The organism is Micromonospora sp. NPDC048169, from assembly GCF_040652815.1.
In the GTDB taxonomy this organism is placed as follows: domain Bacteria; phylum Actinomycetota; class Actinomycetes; order Mycobacteriales; family Micromonosporaceae; genus Micromonospora.
Map to the genome: position 1 here is coordinate 1 of NZ_JBEZMS010000022.1, position 17,368 is coordinate 17,368.

The 17,368-nt window shown below is 72.9% G+C and carries 13 protein-coding genes and 1 tRNA gene; 9 read left to right on the forward strand and 5 right to left on the reverse strand.

Annotated elements, in window-relative coordinates; genetic code table 11:
* Window positions 1–120: 120 nt before the first annotated feature.
* Window positions 121–789: a hypothetical protein gene (locus AB0D28_RS19300; RefSeq protein WP_357387488.1), complete on the forward strand. Its 669-nt coding sequence runs from the start codon at window positions 121–123 to the stop codon at window positions 787–789.
* A 260-nt stretch (window positions 790–1,049) separates the two neighbouring features.
* Window positions 1,050–1,880: a regulatory iron-sulfur-containing complex subunit RicT gene (ricT, locus tag AB0D28_RS19305; protein ID WP_357387490.1), complete on the forward strand. Its 831-nt coding sequence runs from the start codon at window positions 1,050–1,052 to the stop codon at window positions 1,878–1,880.
* A gap of 101 nt (window positions 1,881–1,981) precedes the next feature.
* Here the strand turns inward: ricT and AB0D28_RS19310 are convergent, their stop codons facing one another.
* Window positions 1,982–3,709, reverse strand: coding sequence for a metallophosphoesterase (locus AB0D28_RS19310; protein WP_357387492.1), 1,728 nt, complete (start codon window positions 3,707–3,709; stop codon window positions 1,982–1,984).
* Between the two features lie 133 nt (window positions 3,710–3,842).
* On the opposite strand from AB0D28_RS19310, the gene AB0D28_RS19315 reads away from it, so the two are divergent.
* A tRNA-Thr gene (locus AB0D28_RS19315) sits at window positions 3,843–3,916 on the forward strand.
* A 17-nt stretch (window positions 3,917–3,933) separates the two neighbouring features.
* On the opposite strand, the gene AB0D28_RS19320 is transcribed toward AB0D28_RS19315, so the two are convergent.
* A complete protein-coding gene (locus AB0D28_RS19320) occupies window positions 3,934–4,380 on the reverse strand; it encodes a squamosa promoter-binding protein 15 (RefSeq protein WP_357387494.1) in 447 nt (148 codons plus the stop codon).
* Between the two features lie 249 nt (window positions 4,381–4,629).
* On the opposite strand from AB0D28_RS19320, the gene AB0D28_RS19325 reads away from it, so the two are divergent.
* Both AB0D28_RS19325 and AB0D28_RS19330 read left to right on the forward strand, forming a co-directional pair.
* Entirely contained in the window at window positions 4,630–5,307 is a 678-nt protein-coding gene (locus tag AB0D28_RS19325) for a Crp/Fnr family transcriptional regulator (protein WP_357387496.1), read from the forward strand.
* Entirely contained in the window at window positions 5,304–8,060 is a 2,757-nt protein-coding gene (locus AB0D28_RS19330) for a CHAT domain-containing protein (protein WP_357387498.1), read from the forward strand. The genes AB0D28_RS19325 and AB0D28_RS19330 overlap by 4 nt, the downstream gene beginning before the upstream one ends.
* 3 nt (window positions 8,061–8,063) lie before the next feature.
* On the opposite strand, the gene AB0D28_RS19335 is transcribed toward AB0D28_RS19330, so the two are convergent.
* From AB0D28_RS19335 to AB0D28_RS19345, 3 genes are read right to left on the reverse strand one after another with little or no spacing between them, the layout of a single operon-like run.
* Entirely contained in the window at window positions 8,064–11,900 is a 3,837-nt protein-coding gene (locus tag AB0D28_RS19335; RefSeq protein WP_357387500.1) for a CHAT domain-containing protein, read from the reverse strand.
* On the reverse strand, window positions 11,897–13,816 hold the full coding sequence (locus AB0D28_RS19340) for a caspase family protein (RefSeq protein WP_357387502.1): 1,920 nt from the start codon (window positions 13,814–13,816) through the stop codon (window positions 11,897–11,899). The genes AB0D28_RS19335 and AB0D28_RS19340 overlap by 4 nt, the downstream gene beginning before the upstream one ends.
* Window positions 13,798–13,980 (reverse strand): hypothetical protein, encoded by a 183-nt coding sequence (locus AB0D28_RS19345; protein ID WP_357387504.1) that lies wholly within the window; start codon window positions 13,978–13,980, stop codon window positions 13,798–13,800. The genes AB0D28_RS19340 and AB0D28_RS19345 overlap by 19 nt, the downstream gene beginning before the upstream one ends.
* A 399-nt stretch (window positions 13,981–14,379) precedes the next feature.
* Here AB0D28_RS19345 and AB0D28_RS19350 point away from each other — a divergent pair, with 399 nt between their 5' ends.
* Genes AB0D28_RS19350 through AB0D28_RS19365 form a run of 4 tightly spaced genes read left to right on the forward strand, consistent with a single transcriptional unit; the run spans window position 14,380 to window position 17,354 of the window.
* On the forward strand, window positions 14,380–14,844 hold the full coding sequence (locus AB0D28_RS19350; RefSeq protein WP_357387506.1) for a hypothetical protein: 465 nt from the start codon (window positions 14,380–14,382) through the stop codon (window positions 14,842–14,844).
* A complete protein-coding gene (locus AB0D28_RS19355) occupies window positions 14,841–16,619 on the forward strand; it encodes a hypothetical protein (protein WP_357387508.1) in 1,779 nt (592 codons plus the stop codon). The genes AB0D28_RS19350 and AB0D28_RS19355 overlap by 4 nt, the downstream gene beginning before the upstream one ends.
* Before the next feature lies 1 nt (window position 16,620).
* Window positions 16,621–16,818: a hypothetical protein gene (locus AB0D28_RS19360; protein ID WP_357387510.1), complete on the forward strand. Its 198-nt coding sequence runs from the start codon at window positions 16,621–16,623 to the stop codon at window positions 16,816–16,818.
* Window positions 16,819–16,820: 2 nt separating this feature from the next.
* Complete coding sequence (locus AB0D28_RS19365) at window positions 16,821–17,354, forward strand: hypothetical protein (protein ID WP_357387512.1); 534 nt, start codon at window positions 16,821–16,823, stop codon at window positions 17,352–17,354.
* The last annotated feature ends 14 nt before the right edge of the window (window positions 17,355–17,368 follow it).

Below are 17,368 nucleotides of genomic sequence, written 5' to 3' on the forward strand. Positions count from 1 at the left end.
TGCTGACCGCGCTCGTGGTGCTCGTCGTGCTCTACGGGCTGGCCACTGTCACCATAGCGCCGCCGACCGCTACGCCGCCGCCGACGACGCGGTCGCCCGGCGGCTGGCCCGGGAGGCCTGATGGACGCCCTCGACCGCCTCGCCGAGCCGGGCCTCGACCTGCTCGCCCGCGTCGACACGCTGCTGGCCGCCGGTGCGCCCGAGGGACACCGGCTCTGGCCGCTGCTGCGCCGGATGCAGGTCCTTCCCGGCGTCGCCGTGCGCGAGTTCCTCGACCTGCATCCCGCGCCGCTGACCGGCGCCGGGCACGCCGTGCGCCGGCTCGTCCGGGGGTACGACGACACCTGCGCCCTGCTGGCCGACCAGGTCGCCTGGTCCGGCACCGCCGCGTCGGCCTACGACGAGGCGCGTTCCGCGCTGCTGCGACACCTGGACGAGGGGCCGGAGAGCCTGGTCGGGCGGCTGGAGTCGACGGCGGGCTACGCCGACGCGCTGGCCGGCTGGGTGGAGGGCAGCCGGGCCGCGCTGGCCCGCGCGCTGGCCGAGGTGCTGGGTTCGGCGGAGGCGGTCGCGGTGCACGCGGCGACCCGGCCCGGCGTCGAGCCCGGCCGGTTCGGGGCATCGGCCGCGGCCGAGATCGCCACGAGGGTCCTGGGCGTGCTCGGGGTGGCCTACGACGGCGCCGAGACGCTGCTGCGGCAGTGGGGGCCGAGCCTGACCGAGACGCCCTGGCGGGACCGCGCCACCACCGCCCCGCGCTACGGCGGCACCACCCGGATCGGCTACTGACGGTCCACGGCGCCGCGCGCCGTCACCGGCCGTGGCCGGTGACGGCGGCGGCGCCGTGGCCTTCCCCTGCACCCCCCGCAGGTATGCCTTCACTCAACGCGCTCACGCGGTGTTTGTCAGGGGGGCGACGCAGATTCAGCCGTCCGGGCGAGGCGAAGGGGCCGGTTCGGCCGGGTCGACGACGATGATCGCTGCGGCGGGTGACCGGGCGGCGACAGGTGTGCCGTGCGGCGGGCATCGATCCGCGTAGGGTGGGGCGCATGGGCATGCTCTGCGCGGTCAGCTTCAACCGGTACGGGCGCCTCTACTACCTCGACCCGGGCGAGCTGCGCCCGCAGGTGGGCGACCGGGTGCTGGTGCCCACCGACGACGGGCCCGAGGTGGCCGAGTGCGTGTGGGCCGCGCAGTGGGTCAGCGAGGACACCGACGGCTTCCCGAAACTGGCCGGGATCGCCGGTGACGACGACCTGCGCCGCGACGAGACGCTGCGCCGGCGCAAGGCCGAGGCGAAGGTGGCCGCCAAGCGGCTGATCCGCGAACACGGCCTGCCGATGAAGGTGGTCGCCGTCGACCACGTCCTGGCCACCCCGGAGAACGGCAGCGACCGCACCACCATCTACTTCACCGCGCCGCACCGGGTCGACTTCCGCTCGCTGGTCCGCGACCTGGGCGCCACGCTGCACTGCCGGGTCGAGCTGCGGCAGCTCTCCGCCCGCGACTCCGCCCGCGTACAGGGCGGCATCGGCTCCTGCGGGCGTGACCTGTGCTGCGCCACGTTCCTCAACGACTTCGAGCCGGTGACCATCCGGATGGCGAAGGACCAGGATCTGCCGCTCAACCCGCTGCGCATCTCCGGTGCGTGCGGGCGGCTGATGTGCTGCCTGAAGTACGAGCACCCGCTGTACCAGAAGTTCCAGGAGACGGCCCCCGCGGTCGGCAGCCGGGTGTCCACGCCGCAGGGCGAGGGCAAGGTGGTCGGCCACAGTGTCCCGCGCGACGCGGTGACCGTCCGGCTGGACGCCGACGGCTCCCGCTCGATGTGCTCCCGAGCCTCGGTCTGCGGCCCCAGACAGGCCCACGAAAACCGCTGACCCACCCACCCTTCCCCCCACCCTTCCCCGGTGATCAAGGAGTTTGTGTCTCCGATCGCGCCCGGACAGGACACGAACTCCTTGATCACCGGGGTGGTCGGTCAGCGGATGACGATGGGGGGTTCGGCCAGGCGAGGGGTCAGCGGGGTCTTCGGGGTCAGCCAGGGGGCGGTGGGGGACTGGTCGGGGTTGAGCTGCCAGTCGTGGGACACCCGGTCGACCGCGATCGGGTAGATCGTCAGCGTGCCGTCCGGGCCGATCCGGAACCGCAGGAACGCCTTCGAGTCCTCGATGCCCTGCGCCGCGAACAGCTCGTTCAGGTTCACCCCGAACGCGCCCGCCACCAGCAGGTAGAGCGCCACGAGCTGGCTGGCGACCAGACCGATCACCGGACCGTAGAGGACCAGCGCGGCGACCGCCGGCAACGGCCACGGCCAGTCGTAGAACGGTAGCCGCAACCACACCCATGTGCCCCCGGCGGCGAGCGCCACCTGGGCCAGCCCGTGCGCCACCCCGAGGATCCAGTGCCGGGCGTGCCGTTTCCCGCCCGCCGTGGGTGGCTTGGCGAAGAACACCGCGCCCATCATCGCCACCACCAGCATGATCGCCAGCGGCACGCTGAACAGCCGCTGTTCCGTGGTGCCCACCCGCTGCGCCGCCACCCCGGCCATGGCCAGCATCAGCAGCGTGTGCAGGGTGCCGAGCAGCGTGGCGAAGCCCGGATTGCGGAACGGCAGGCGGGCGAAGATCCCCCAGCCGTACCGGCGGGACCGGGCCTTGTCCGGGTAGCGCGCGGCCAGGTCGTACTCCTGGGTGTTGCTGGCCCGCCGGGTCAGCGTGTCGCGCGGCGGCACCTCCAGCGTCTCCGGCAGCCGATGCGTGGGGTACAGGTAGGCGCCGCCGCCGCCGCAGGTGATGAGCTGCCGGTCCGGCCCGGCGTAACGGGCGTAGTGGTGCAGGTCGCCGGAAACCAGCACCCGCACCTGCGCCCCGGTCGGCGCGACGAGCGTACGGATGAAGTAGTCGATCGAGTCGTACGCGTTGGGGTGGTCGACGGCCTTGACCCACGTCGGCGCCGGCACCGCCAGGATCACCTTCGACTCCGGGGTGAGCTTGCGCGCCACCTCGTCGAAGTAGGTGAGCTGCGGGTCGTCCAGGTACGACCCGGACTGGTCGTCGAGGCCGAGCAGCCACCACCCGGCCGGCAGCTCGACGGCGAAGTACGAGCGGGACTGGCCGGTGCCCCAACCGGCGAAGTGCCGGTCCCGGGTACGCACGAACAGGCGCAGGAACGCCGTCAGCCCGTCGTACCAGTCGTGGTTGCCCGGCACCGCGAACAGCGTCGGCTGCTCCGGCGGGGCAACAGGCAGCGCCGCCTGGTACGGGCCCTTGCACCGGTCCTCGTACGCCTCGTAGCCCGCCGCCGGATAGACCTGGTCGCCGCCCATCACCAGCGTCTGCGCGCGGGGGAGGCGATGCCCGTCGACGGTCAGCTCCGGCTGGGCGAGCAGGTACGCCACGGAGTACGTGGCGTCGAAGCCGTCACCCAGGTCGGCCACGTAGTCGAGCCAGAGACCGCCGTCCGGCCCGACCTGCCGGAACGTTCCGTCGCTGAACGCGTTCTGCAACTCGCGCTTGTCCAGGTACGCCCCGAAGAGCATGGCCAGCAACGTACGCAGGCCGGTGCTGATCAGCAGCAGCGGCGCGAGCCAGGGCACCGGCCGGCGCGGGGTGAAACCCAGTTCCCGGGGGTCGATACGGCGAGGGCGGCGGGTGGCGCGCTCGCCGGGATGCGCCTCGGGTGCCGGTCGCGGCGGTTCGTCGGTCACCCGCCGCAGGGTAGTCCGGACGCGGCGCGAAGTCTCTCCCGCAGCGGGGCGGATGTGGTCCGTTGTCCGGGTTCCGGGGTGGGGGGATCCGGTTCGGCTTCCGGCGGGGCGTGCCGTACACTTGACGATCGTTGCCGCCTTAGCTCAGTCGGCTAGAGCGACGCACTCGTAATGCGTAGGTCGACGGTTCGATTCCGTCAGGCGGCTCGGTACAGAAGCCCAGGTCATCGGCCTGGGCTTCGCCGTTTCCCGAGGTCGGTCACGCCACCGGCGGGAGGCCAGAACCCGTCGTCGTCCTCGTCCGGCGACGAAGGGGCGTACTGGCGGAGAGCGCCGTCGCGGATCATCCAGACGCGGAAGAAGAACTGCTCCTGGTCCATTACGAAGAGCTGTACGGCGTTGGGGTTGTGCCAGGCCACGGAACCGAAACGCGTGACGACAGCGGTGAGGTCGGCGTGGTTGAGTGCACCGGCGAACACCTGACATTCGGGGTTCTTGTGCCCGCCCCACTGGTTGTCCACGGCGGTGACGAGGCGCAGGCTACCGCAGCAGCCCGAACTCGTGCCCGGTTCACGACAGCGGCACCGGGTGTCGAGCCAGCCGATGAACGCCTCCGCGTTCCGGCGGTCGGTCAGGCCCACCGACAGCATCACGTTGGCGACCCAGCTCACCGGATCCTCCATTCGGTCCCGCCCACGCTTGACAGTCGACCTGGAGTCGGTAGCCGTGGCTCGCGGTTACTCCGCATCGCAGCCTACGGGCGTGTGCATCGACGACGACAGTATCGGCCGTCCGGCCCGCCGTACCCACGACTGAGACACCGGTGGATGTCGTTCGGCCGACCGATCAGCCCACTGCCCTCTTGTTTCCGGCCCTACCGTGCCATTGCGCCGTAGTGATGGACCGGTTCGAATGTCTTCATGTCTTCGTGGGCACCCGGCTCCTTTCTGGATCGGCTCGAGCCGGAGCTGCAGGGGAAACTGCTGGCCCTCGGCGTCACGCGCGACATCTCATCGGGCCGGCGGATCTTCATCGAGGGCGGGCGGGACACCCACGTCGAGATCATCCAGCAGGGTGTCGCCAAGGTGACCATGTCGGTCGGTGGCACCGAGCAGCTGTTGGCCGTACGCCTCCCGGGTGACCTCGTGGGCGAGTTCGCCGCGCTCACCGACGGCCAGCGAACCGCGACCGTCACCGCCTGCGGGGAGGTCCGCGCCACTGTCATCCAGCAGGCTGCCTTCCGCGCCTTCCTGAGCCGGCATCTCGAGGTGGCGAACGAGGTGACAGCCACCGTCGGCCGGCGCCTGCACTGGGCCAACCTGCGTCGCGCCGACTTCAGCGCCTTCCCGGTGCCGGTCCGGCTCGCCCGGGTGCTGCTGGAGCTGGTCGAGGTGATCGGCGATCCGGTGGACGGTGGGGTACGCATCGCTGTCGACCTGACCCACGCCGAACTCGCGACGCTCGTCGGCGCCGTCGACGACACCGTGCAGCGGACGCTGCGCGGGATGCGCGACGACGGCGTCATCCGGACCGGCTACCGCCGGATCACCGTCACCGACCCGGACCGGCTCCGCCGACGTGCCGAGGAGGCCCTGTGACGGCTACCACGAGCGTACGGTGGCACGATCCGGTCGCCGCGGTCGCGCATCTGCGGGTCGCCGCACCGGAGGAGGTGACCGCCGCGCTGGAAGCGTTGTCCCGCTCGGATCCTCCGCTGGGCAGCGCCGAACTGCTGGCCCGTGCGTACGCATGGCTGCGCCGCTACGAGGGCGAACGGGACGCGGCGACGCTGGCCCGCGCGCAGGCCGACTTCGCCGCCGCCGCGTACACCGGCCCGGAGCGTGCCGTGGTCGGTCAGGCCCTGGTCCTGTGTGCCCTGTATGCCGCCATGCGGGGTCAGGATTTCCGGGCCGCCCGCGAACACGCCACGATCAGCTCGATCGGCCTGGAGGAGACGGCTGCGGCTCTGCTTCACGCCCTGGTCGACATCGGCGCCGTGTTGACTGACGACGCAGAGTTCGACGCCGATGGCGCGTTCGGCCGGGCTGACGAGCTGGTGGCCCGTACCGCCGGGGGCCCGTTCGCGTCGGCCGCCGAGGCGCTGCGGATGGCCCTGCTGGTCAAGCGTGCGCGGGATCGGAGTTTCTACGACGACCTCCGGCAGGTCCGCACGCGGGTGCAGGCGATGCTCGACGCCGGGGTGACAGGTGAACAACGGCAGTTCGCCGAGATCCTGCAGGAGGCTGCCGAGATTCTCGCGTCCACTCAGCGCGGCGAGACCGGGGAGGCGTTCGACTCGCTGCAGCGACTGGTCGACCTGGTGGACCGGCTACCGCCGGACGCACCCAGCACCCTGGCGCTGCGTCGGTACCTCAACGCGGGTGCGGTGGTCATGGAGGCGCCCGGGCACAAGCCCGGTGCCGAGCAGGCGCAGAGCCATGCCGCGGACGAGCCCGATCTGTCGGCCGGCGAGCGGGCGTTCCGCCTCTTCGTGTCCGGCACCGGCATCTGCCGCAAGGCAGTCGACCGGCGCGACGCCGACCAGTTGGCGCGCGGTGTGGACCAGCTGCGCCGGGCGTCGGACCTCGCGCCCGCCGACTATCCACACCGAGCGTTGATGGACACCATGCTGGGCCGGTTCCTCTGTGTGCGTTACGAGCTCGGCGCCGGCCGGGAGGCGCTGGACGAGGCACTGCGCCGCCTCGGCAGGGCCCGTCGGGCGACCGGTGACGTGGCGCACCCGGTGTGGGCGTTCGCCGAGATGGCCTCGGCGCACGCGTACCGGCTGGCGGGCCGCCGCGCCGAGGGCCGGGAGGCCGGTAAACGCGCGCTGCGCGGCTACGCCTGGAGCGTGCTCCTGCAGGCCGGTACCGCCGACGCCGCAGCCGCCGCCAGGGATGTGGTGGACGACGCGACCGAGGTCGCCCGCTGGTGCCTCGCCGACGGCGACGCGGGCGGCGCGGTGGGCGCGCTCGACGCCGGGCGCTGCCTGATGCTGTATGCCGCGACGGTCACCATGGGGATCCCCGCCCGGCTGCACGCGCTCGGCCACGACGAGCTGGCCCGCCGCTGGCAGACCGGCAGTGACGACCCCGACGTACGGCGTGACGTGCTGACCGCGCTCACCGGCGCACGGCTCAGCGACGTGCCGGTGCCGGACGTGCTGGACCCGCCGTCGCTCGACCAGATCCGGACGGCGCTGCGGGCGATGCGCCACGACGCGCTGGTCTACCTGGTGCCCGGGCGCCTCGGGGTGCCCGGTGCGGCGGTGGTCCTGCCGAACGGCAGCGAGCCGTTCGCGCTGTCCCTGCCGTCACTGGTGCAGTCCGACGACGACCCGGTGCGGCGATACAGCCGCCTGCTGGCGGCCCGCGACGCGGGCGAGGTGGGCGGCGGGGACGGCGACGCCGAGACCGCCGATCCGGTCACCAGGTGGCGGGACTCCCTGGACCGGCTCGCGGGGTGGGCGTGGCGGGTGGCGATCGGCCCGCTGCTCGCGGAGACCGGGCGGTGGGGCCTGTCCCGGGCGCCGCGGCTGCTGCTCGTACCGATGGGCCGGCTCGCCGCCGTGCCCTGGCACGCCGCGCGCGACCACGACGGCTGGTACGCGGTGCAGCAGGCCGAGTTCTCCTACGCGCCCTCGGCCCGGCTGCTCTGCGAGAACGCCGACCGCACGCCGATCCCGCAGGACGGAAGTGGCCTGGTGGTCGGGGATCCCACCCACGACCTGCCGGATGCCCGGACCGAGGCGCTCGCCGTGCGGGCCGCGTTCTATCCGGACGCCGAGCTGCTCGTCGACGACGCGGACGACTCCGGGGCCTCGTCGGCGGCCACCCCCGAGGCGGTGCTCGCCTGGCTGCGCCGCGCCGGCCGGGCACGACCCATGCTGCATCTGGCCTGCCACGGCGCGGTGGGACGGGGCGCCGACGGCTCGTACCTGCTGCTGGCCGGCCGGGCCCGGCTCACCGCACGGGACATCCTGGAGGGGCGCAAGGACGGGGCGATCGGTGTGGTGGCGCTCGCCGCCTGCACGACGAGCGTCCCCAGCGGAGCGTTCGACGAGGCGTTCAGCCTCTCCACCGCGTTCCTGGCGGCCGGCGCGCGGACCGTCTTCGGGTCGCTGTGGCAGGTGCCGAGCGACGCCACCTCGCTGCTGATGTTCATGGCCCACCACTACCTGCGGGCCGAGGGTCGCCGGCCGGCGGACGCTCTGAACCGGGCTCAGCGGTGGATGGTCGACCGTGAGCGCGCGGTTCCGGCGGACATGCCGGCGGCGCTGGCCCGCCGCGTGGCCGATCTCGACGGTGACGACCTGGCGACCTGGGCGGGTTTCCTGCACCTGGGCTGGTGACGCTCACCGTCCCGAGTGGGTGAAGGCGGCCCAGGACTCCGGTCTCGCCACGGAGTCGCCGGTGGCCTGCCGGCTCAGTTCCGCCGGCATGCCCGGCGGCGGCCGGCGCTGCGGGTCGAGCATCCACCGCTGGGCCCGGTGCAGCGCGTCGACCGGCTCGCACCCCTCGGTGTTGAGGAAGTGGTGGACGATGAACATCAGCAGCGAGGTCTCGGCGTCCGGCACCGCCCACAGCGATCCGAAGACGGTCCGCGCGCCCGCCGCCAGGAATGCGGTGGAGAGGCTGAACGCCTCGTCGTGGTCGGTGTGCGTGACGCCTGTGGTGCAGGCGGCCAGGAACACGCGCTCGATCGCCAGCTCGGCGAGACGGGACTCGTCGAGCAGCCGGCGGGCCGGCAGGACGCCACCGGCGAGCACGAGGTGCCCGTCCGCGGGCCGGTGCGGATCCACCCGGCCGTGGCAGGCGAGATGCAGCAGTGACGGGCCGGGCGCGGCCGACGACACCCAGGAGAGCACCCGGGCCGGTGTGGCGGTGCCCTCGGGGTCACCGGGGACGTCGCCGCCGAGGTGGGTGCCGTCCGGGTAGAAGGCGGCGTGCACGGCTCGTGCCTCGGCGGCGGCGAAACCGAGTTCACCTGTGGGGTCGCCGACGACCAGCGCGGAGCGTACCGGCCGGACCGGGAAGTGGGCGCTGGTGCAGAACATGCGGGCCGAGACCGCGTACGAGACGACCACATCCTCGATCGCGTAGTGCCGGGTGGTCCCGTCGCCACCGTAGGCGGCGTGCCAGGGCACTGTGGCCAGCAGGCCGAGCGGGATCAGGACGAGGCGTGCCGGCCGGTTCCCGCTACGCCACCGGTGGGCGTGGGCGACCAGCCGGCCCATCGCCGAGGACCAGGCCCAGGCGCAGATGTCGTCGATCGACATCGGTTCCGCCGACGGCTCGGCCGGCTGGGCGTCGCGGAACCGGCCGGTGTGCCGGCCGAAGCCGGCGGCCGCGTCGAGCCGCAGGTCGGGCAGGGCGAGGACGTCGACCTCGCCCTCGCGGGGTACGAGCACCGCCGCACCCGAAACGTCCGCCGTGGTCGGTACCAGGTAGACGAGCGCGTCGGCCTCGACCGCGGCCAGGGCCGCCCGGATCTCGGCGGGCCGGGCGGGCTGGAGGATCCCGCTCCGGTCCTCCGCCAGGAGGGTCCTGAGCACCTGCGCCCGCAGGTCGTCCGGCACCTCGGCAAGCGAGGGGAGGGCGCCCAACGGCGTACCGGTGAGCCGGTCGTGTCCGTATCCGGCCGAATGCTGCCACCGCACGGCCAGGTCCTCGCGGCCGGCGGCGGCGAGCTGGTCGGCGATGAGCCGTGACGACATGGCGGCGTGCAGGACCAGCCCTCGGCCGGCGTCCAGCGCGGCGATCAGGTCGTCGTCGGCGGTGTCCTGACGGCACCAGGTGGCGACGGTGACCGCGTGACCCGCCGCGTCGCGGGCGGCCGTGAAGGCGTCGTCGGTTCCGGACTGCACGAGCACCTGCCCCAGGTCGCCACGGAGTGCGCTCAGTCCGGCTTCGCGGGAGTCGGCGCGGCGGGGGCCGCCGGGCAGGTTCGCGGTCCGCAGCGCGGAGGCGTACGTCATCAGGGTGTTCGACCAGCTGTAGTGGTCCGGGCCGCCGAGCAGGTCGACCGCCCGGGCCAGGTGCCGCACCCCGCGCTCGGCCGCGGCGGTGTCGCCCGGGTCGATCTCGGCGACGCCGAGCTCGGCCCGACCGCCGAACACCGCCGCTCCCAGCTGACCGATGTGGTCCGGCGGGAGCAGCTCGATCAGCTTCCCGAGCTGCTCGGCGGCCGCGCGCAGGGCGGCGACGTCGCGGCGGGTGAGAGCCGACACGACGGCCGGCAGGAGCCGCAGCATCTGAATCGACTGCGTACGACTGTCCCCGTCCGCGACGACTCCGGGCGGCTCGATCGGTTCTTCGCCCGCGGCAGCTGACAGGTCGGCCAGGGCCTCGGCCATCGGCATCGCCAGACGGGCCCAGTACGGGAGTTCGGGATCCCGCAGCAGCCCGCGCAACTCGGCCGCCTCCGCCGCCACCTCCTCGGGGTTCCGGCCGGGAATGCCCAGCTCGAACAACCGGGCGAGGAGGACGGATTCCCGGTCCGGCTCACCGTCGGGCGACCGGAGGGACCGGAGCTGCTCCCTGGCCGCCTGCAACGCGCGGAGGTCACCGGAGCGGGTGGAGACACCGTTCAGCATCAGGTGAAGCACCCCCAGCGCCCGGGATCGGACCTCGGGATGGGCGTCCGGGCGCGCAAGGCGCAGGGCGGCCTGGAACCCCTCCCCGTCCTCGTCCCACCGGCCCGGATGCCCGGCTTCCCGTGCGTAGGAGAGGACGCTCCGGCCGAGGTTGCGCAGGTCCACCAGCTCGGGCGGCAGGCCGTCCGTTCCCTCGGTGGCGTCCAGGAGGGCGACGATCCGGTCGGAGGGCAGCGCGCCGGGGTTCCAGGCGCAGATAGACACCTCGGCGAGGGCCAGACAAATGGCGAACGCGGCACGCGGCTGCGGCCCGGCGTGCCGGTCGACGATCGGCCATGCCCGCCGGGCCGCCTCCACCTCACGGCGCGCCCGCGAACCGCTCGCCGGCACCCGGCCCGGTTCGCGGCGCCACTCGTCCGCCAGTTGACCGTCGCTGATGGCCAGCCGCAACATGTGCGCCCGCATCAGCGCGTCCGGGTCCGCCGGGCCGGCCGCCAGGACCTGGTCGATGCGGGCGCCGGCCCGTTCCAGGTCGGGCGGCGCGTGGCTGATCTGCCAGCGGGCGAAGAGGGCGCCGGCCAGTTCCTGTCCCCACTGGCCCGGAGCCAGCTCGTCTGCTTCCTCGACCAGCCGTACCGCCGTGTCCGCATCCGCCGCGGAGTCGTCTCGTACGGCGCGAAGGCGCAGCAACTCGCCGCACGCCGCGCGGGTCGCCGCCGCCAGCTCGGCCGGCTGGTCGTCGGGGGCTCGGCGCAGGCACGCGATCGCCTCGTCGAGATCGGCCGCGTCGTCGCGGGCCTCCCACCGGAGCCGGTAGGCGTCCGCCAGGTCGACCAGCAGGTCGTAGTCCGCCGGGAGGGTGTCCGCCGCGCGGCGGCCCTCGGTGATCAGCCGGTCCAGGATCGCCCGGTCGCCCGCCAGCAGGAACTGCTCGATGCCTGCGCGGCAGAACATCCACGCGGCCAGCGGGTAGCCCGGTGTCTCGGTCGTGGCGTCGGGCAGCGCGGCGTCGAGCATCGAGATGCCCAGGCGCAACTGGTCGGTGTCGCCGAGTCGCTCCGCCAGGAGCAGGTGGAGCATGCCCGACTGGAGCGTGACGAAGGCGGCCGAATCCGTGCCGGCCACGTCCGGACGCAACTCGTCGACCGCCTCGGCGGCGTGGCGGATCTCCGCCGGTCCGCTGTCCGGGCGCAGGCGGCAGCTGTCCCAGTGGGCCTGCGCGAGATGCGCGGCGACCAGCGCGCGTTCCGGGCTGCCCGGCGCGGTCTCCGCCCGCAGCGGCTCCCACACCGCGATGGCCTGCTCGCTGTCGGCGGCGTCGTCGGTGAGCAGGCTCCTCCTGCCGTACGCCAGCCCGAGCTCGAATCTCCACTCGTCGGTGTCCGGATCGTCCGGGTGGTCTGCCAGCAGGCGGGTGAACAGGTCGACGACGGCGGTCAGGTCGGCCGGGTCCTCGTTGTCCTGGGCGCGCTGCGTGTACGTCTCGGCGAGGGCCACCGCCAGGTCGGCGCGGTCGGTGCCCTCGGCCCGCTCGAACGCCTCGGTGAGCCAGGCGATCTGATAGTCGATCGATGGCTCGTCGAAGCCGGCGGTCACGGCCGGCCGTCCGGAACGACGGTCCGGATCGGGACCGTGACGGTGGCCCAGTCGTAGACGTCGTCGACGGCAACCGCGCTCGCGTCCCGGTGCACCGCAGCCCGCCCCAGCCGGTCGAGCACGCCGCGAAGCCCGATCGCGTCGCGTCGCGTCGAGAGCCCCGGTTCACCGAGCCGGGGCAGCTCGAACGGACGGGAGCTGAAGTGCTCCTCGGCGACGAACAGCTTCAACCAGTCCCGCACCGTCCGGCCCGGTGCCGGCGGCACGTCCGGCGGGAGACCCATCTGGACCGGGCGGCCCTCCAGCGCTGCCGCGGCACGACCGTGTTCGACGCGGCCACCGGGAAAGAGACCCGCCCACACCCGGTAGCGGTCGGTGAGGTCCAGCAGGACGAGGTGCAGCGGGCGGCCGGCGTGGTTGTGCAGCCGGATGAAGACGGTGGGCGGAACCCAGCCGTGGCCCGACCAGCGGTAGCTCAGCCGTACCGATCCGTCCGGGCCGGGCCGGATCGGCGGGCGGTCGAGCGGCGCCCGGCGCTCGCCCGGCCGCGCCTCCACGATCTCCACCCCCACCCGGGACGCGAGCGCGGAGAGCGGGTTGTCGAGTGCCTTGACCTGCCGCCAGCGGGCGATGTGTTCCAGCGTCTCGACGACGCGGCCGACGGCGGCCGGGCCGCCGGCGATCTCCGGCGCGACAGGTGTGGTGTCCGTGCCGAGGATCCGGATCCGGCCTGCGGCGTCGGTTCGTACCCGAAGCTCGGGCACCTCGGCGACGGCAAGCCGTACGTGTGGGGACGACGCCATCGCCTCGGTCACCGCGCGGACCAACGGCTCGTCGCCGTCGACCGCGACGGTGGTGGCCGGCAACGGCATGCTCGCCAGCACCACCGGGTACTGCTTCTCCTCGTCGGGTTCCCAGCCGGCCGGCTCGACCAGGCTGCGCTCGGTGCGCACCGAGACGACCCGGGCCTCCCGGCGTACCGGCTCGCCCGCGACGGCGACACGCACCCCGTCACCCGGAGGCAGGCCGTGACAGGTGCCGGCGTCGATCTCCCAGGCGCCGCGCAGGTGGCGCATCACCACACCGGCGCCGCCCACGGCGAGGGGACCACCCAGGAACGGCCGGTCGCCGGGCCCGGGCACCTGGGGAAAGAGCTCCGGAACCTGGTTCGGGACCACGTCCTCGACCAGGCAACGGGCCCGGGTCAGCAGGTCCCGGCTGGTGGCGTGCAGTCCGAGCCGCGCCAGAGCGCGCAACAGCGCCCAGGTGAAGACACCGTGGGTGAGGCCGTTCAGCGGCAACTCCTGGGCGAGCTCGAACGAGCGGCAGGCGGCCAGGGCGACGTACTCCGCGTCGGCCGCGAGCGGCGCGGCAGCCACCAGGGCCGCCATGTCGGGTACGTCGTGGCGCGCGGGAGCGTACCGGGCGCGTGCCTCCTGCTCCGGTACCTCGTTGCGGGCCGCGCCGCCGGCGTAGCAGCAGTCGAGCACCGCCACCGTGTGCGCGCCCGTGGCCGCCACCTCGCCGAGCAGCACGGCGAGTTCCTTGTCGTACAGGTCGGGTGTGCCGTGCTCACGGCTGTCCGCGCAGATCAGGGTCTGCACCATGCCGGTCGGTTCGAGATACCACAGGCCGGGCGGGGCGGGTGCCTGTGAGCCGTGCCCGGCGAACCAGAAGAGCGCCGTGTCGCCCGGTCCGGCAAGGCCGAGGTGCATCCGGATGCCGTCGATGACCGCCGCCCGGGTGGCGTCGCCGTCGAGCAGCGTGCGGATCGCCGGCGGCGTGCCCTTGACCTGGGCGGTCAGCAGGTCCTGGGCGGCCGTCACATCGGCCCGGCAGCCCCGGAGCGGACTGACCGCCCGGTAGGCGTCGACACCTACCAGCAGCGCGTACACGGTCATCGTGCCGCCCACCACCGGTCGCACCCGCGCAGGCCCTGGTCCGGCAGGTCGTGTCCGACATCCGACTCGGTCACCTGAGCGGTGTCCCCCGCCATTGCCGCGACGAGCGGGAATGCGATGAACGATTCGCCGGCAGACAACGGCGCGGTCGCATGCGTTCGCGTGCCGGTGATGGCCACGGCCCCTCCAGGTCAGGGGTGAAAAGGCGCGCTAAACCGCGCCGGAAATGGGCTCGGGAATCGATGAGGCTGCGCAAGTCTGCCACGCCCGGGAAATGCCGACAAGGATCAGACGGCCGCCCTCCGGCCGGGCAGGAGTGTCCATCATCGACTGTTGCCGCACCTGGATCCCGGCTTAATCCGGGATCCGCCAGCAGGAACGTGGCAGGTTCGACGTGGGGCCGGGGCACCGGTAGTCCTGTCAATCGGACCGGTCGTCCAACCGTCCCCACCGATCATGCGAGGGCGGTCCATTCATCTGGATCAGCGAAGGTGGCGCGATGGGCCTTGCGATCCGTATCGATACGACGAAGTCTGGCGTACACGTTCCGAATTGGAAGAATCCGAGGTCCAGGAATAATGGAATCCGCACACCGGCGTCGGGTCGAGGCGCCGTTGAACGCGAAACTCGACGTCACCGGACTCGGTCGTCAACGACAGGCCACCAGCCGGGACACGCGCAAGCGGCGGCACGCCGGCCTCTTCGAAGCGGTCCGGCGCCTCGACGGTCACCTCGACGCCGGCGCGCGGGCCGAACTGGCCAAGTGGGTGCGTGACGAGTACGAGCGCGAGTTCGGCGACGTGCCGCTCGGCTTCGTCGCCACCTGCTATCTGGGTCCGCCGTACGTCGACCACCGGCTGGACCTGTTCCACTCCATCGTCGAGCACTACGCCCCGGGCGACGTGATGCCGGAGCCGTTCGCGCAGGCGCGGATGCTCGCCCGGACCGGCGCGTACGCGTACATCGAGGTCTACGCCAGCGGCACCCTGCATCCCGTACTGCCCGACGGCTCCGTCGTCGGCGGATCGGAAGGACGATCGTGAGCACGAACGACCTGGCCCTGTCCCGCCAGTTGAGCCGCCTCGAGAACCTGACGGTGCAACTCAACACCCGCATCGACCTGGTCAGCGGCCAGGTGGCCAGCGTGGGACAGCGTGCCGACGAGACACACAACGAGCTGGCCCGGCTCATCGCGGACTTCCAGCGATTCGTGCTGGAGGCGCGGAAGGCCGACAACCTCCAGAACGCGCTGACCAACAAGGGCACCATCGAGAGCCGGCTCGAGTATCAGTTCGGCCACCACAAGGTGGTCCGCCGCTCGGCGGTCGGTGTGCTCCAGGGCTTCGACGTCGGCCTGCTCTCCGAGGAGACCGTCCGCTCGGTCAGCGAGCAGCTCATGATCCAGAATCCCCGGTACTGGCTGGCTCCGGCCCTGGTCGCGCTGGGTGCGTGGGCCGGCGACGAGCCGGATCTGTGCGACCGGGCGATCCAGGAGGCGTTCCGGCGCTCGCCCGGGCGTACGTCGCTGTTCATGGCGCTCGTCCTGCGCCGGCAGGGCCGGCGGGAGAGCTCGGTGCGCTGGCTGCGGCAGTACCTCGCCGCGCAGGACCCGACCAGGCTGGGCCGGCACTTCGCGGTGGTGCTGGAGTGCGTCGCGCAGGGGGCGTTCGGGCCGGCCGGCCTTGAGATGGTGCAGGAGCGGCTGGAAGCCTGGCAGGCGCAGCTTCTCGACGACGACGCGATGCGGCGGGCCCAGGTGGACCGGTGGCGTGCCGAGGTCGAGCGGCACGTGGCGGCACCCACGCCGGAGCGGTTCCCCCGCCTCGCCGCGCTCTCGCCGCAGTTCCCGGCGATGGCCGAGGCGCTGGCCCGGGCCGGCGCGCACCAGAACCTGATCACGAAGTACGCGGCGCTGGCGGCGGAGGAGCCCGTGGTGGCCGGTCAGCTGGAGGACGCCGTCGACGACATCCTCGACCAGCTGGTGAACGAGTACGACGACGAGGAACTGCCGCTGCGCCGGGATTACGCGCTGAACGAGGCGATCATCCGGCACCAGGGTGACCTGGCCGCCGCGCAGCAGGATGTGCCGGCCGACCTCGCGGCCCTGGAGACCACGCTGGACTACCTGACCATCCAGTCCGAGTCGGCGCTCAACCCGGCCGGCATCGGCGTCTCCCGATCGACGCAGCGGATGGCGGTGGCGTTCTGCCACGACTGGTTCGCCACGGCGCACGCCGAGTTCAGCATGAACTACCGGCAGGGCCTGCCGGCCAACGTCGAAGCGGTCTTCCAGAGCACCCACAACCCAGGCGCACGCGTCTTCCAGTTGCCCCGCTGGGTCGGCTCGTTCACCAGGCCGCTCCCAGAGCTGGAGCAGTCGCTCGCCCAGCACTGGGACCGCACCTCCCAGCCGTACCTGGCCAGTCTCGGGTTCGACTGGATGAAGCAGTCGATTATTCCCGGGATCGTCAGCGCCGCCGTGCTCGTCGTGTTCACGCTCTGCCTGCAGGCCGCCGGCATCCTGTTCGGTCTGGCCACCGCGGGCATCTGGTTCCTGGTGCTCTACGTGCGATCGCAGACGGCCGCGACCCGGCAGCAGGAGGCGGCCCGGTTCATCGCCAAGGCCAAGCACGACTCGATCCTGCAACTGCGTGCCGCGAGCGCGGAGGTGACCGACTGGTCGACCGCGTTCCGTGCCGCCGACAGCAAGGAACCAGCGGTACGCGCGCTCATCGAGGACCTGTCCCGGTCGGGCGCCGCCGCGTCCCCCTTCGAACGCCGGGTGGCCGGCGAAGCAGATGCCACCGGAGGAGCCTGAGGTGACCGGAAAACCCGATCCGACCGCATCGTCAGTACCGGGCCAGCGCACCGGCGACGCCACGGTGCCGTGGGCACGCCAGTCCGCGCCGCAGCAGCCCCGCTCCACCAGCCGGGTTCGCCGGATGGTCACGAGCCTGCCGTCGTGGGATCCGCTGCCGCCCGGCGAGATCCTGGTCCAGCGTTCACGGCGGAGCTGATCGTGTACGCCACCGGCGGCCACTACGCCGCGTGGGCCGCCTTCCTGGAGAACTGGGCCGCCGGCGCCACCCCGGATCCGGCGACCCTGCCCGCGATCGCCGACGACGACCTGCACGGCGACAACTGGGAACGGTTCGTCCTCCGGCTCACCGACGCCCTCTCGCAGCGCCTGCAAGCGGGTGCCGACCTGCTGTCGCGGGAGCTGAGCGGGGCCCGGGACGAGTTCTCCGCGGCCCGTGCCATGCACGACGCGCGGGCCCGGCTGGCGCCCATCCGGGCGGTCGCCGGACACCCCGGACTCCCCGGCGAGCTGCGCCAACGACTCGTCGACACGATCGAGGCCCAGGTGCGGTCCCTGCAGACGTCGCTCGAAGACCAGATCGTGCGGCTGGAACGCACCGGCACGCCGCGGGCCGCCGTCGAGGCCCGGCTGCGCACCGTACGCGAGAACGCCCTCACCACCACGCCGGCCGCCCCCGGGGGTGGCTGGGACATCGCCCCCACGCACCGGCCGACGCGCCGGGTGATCATTTGACGAAGCCGAGGCAT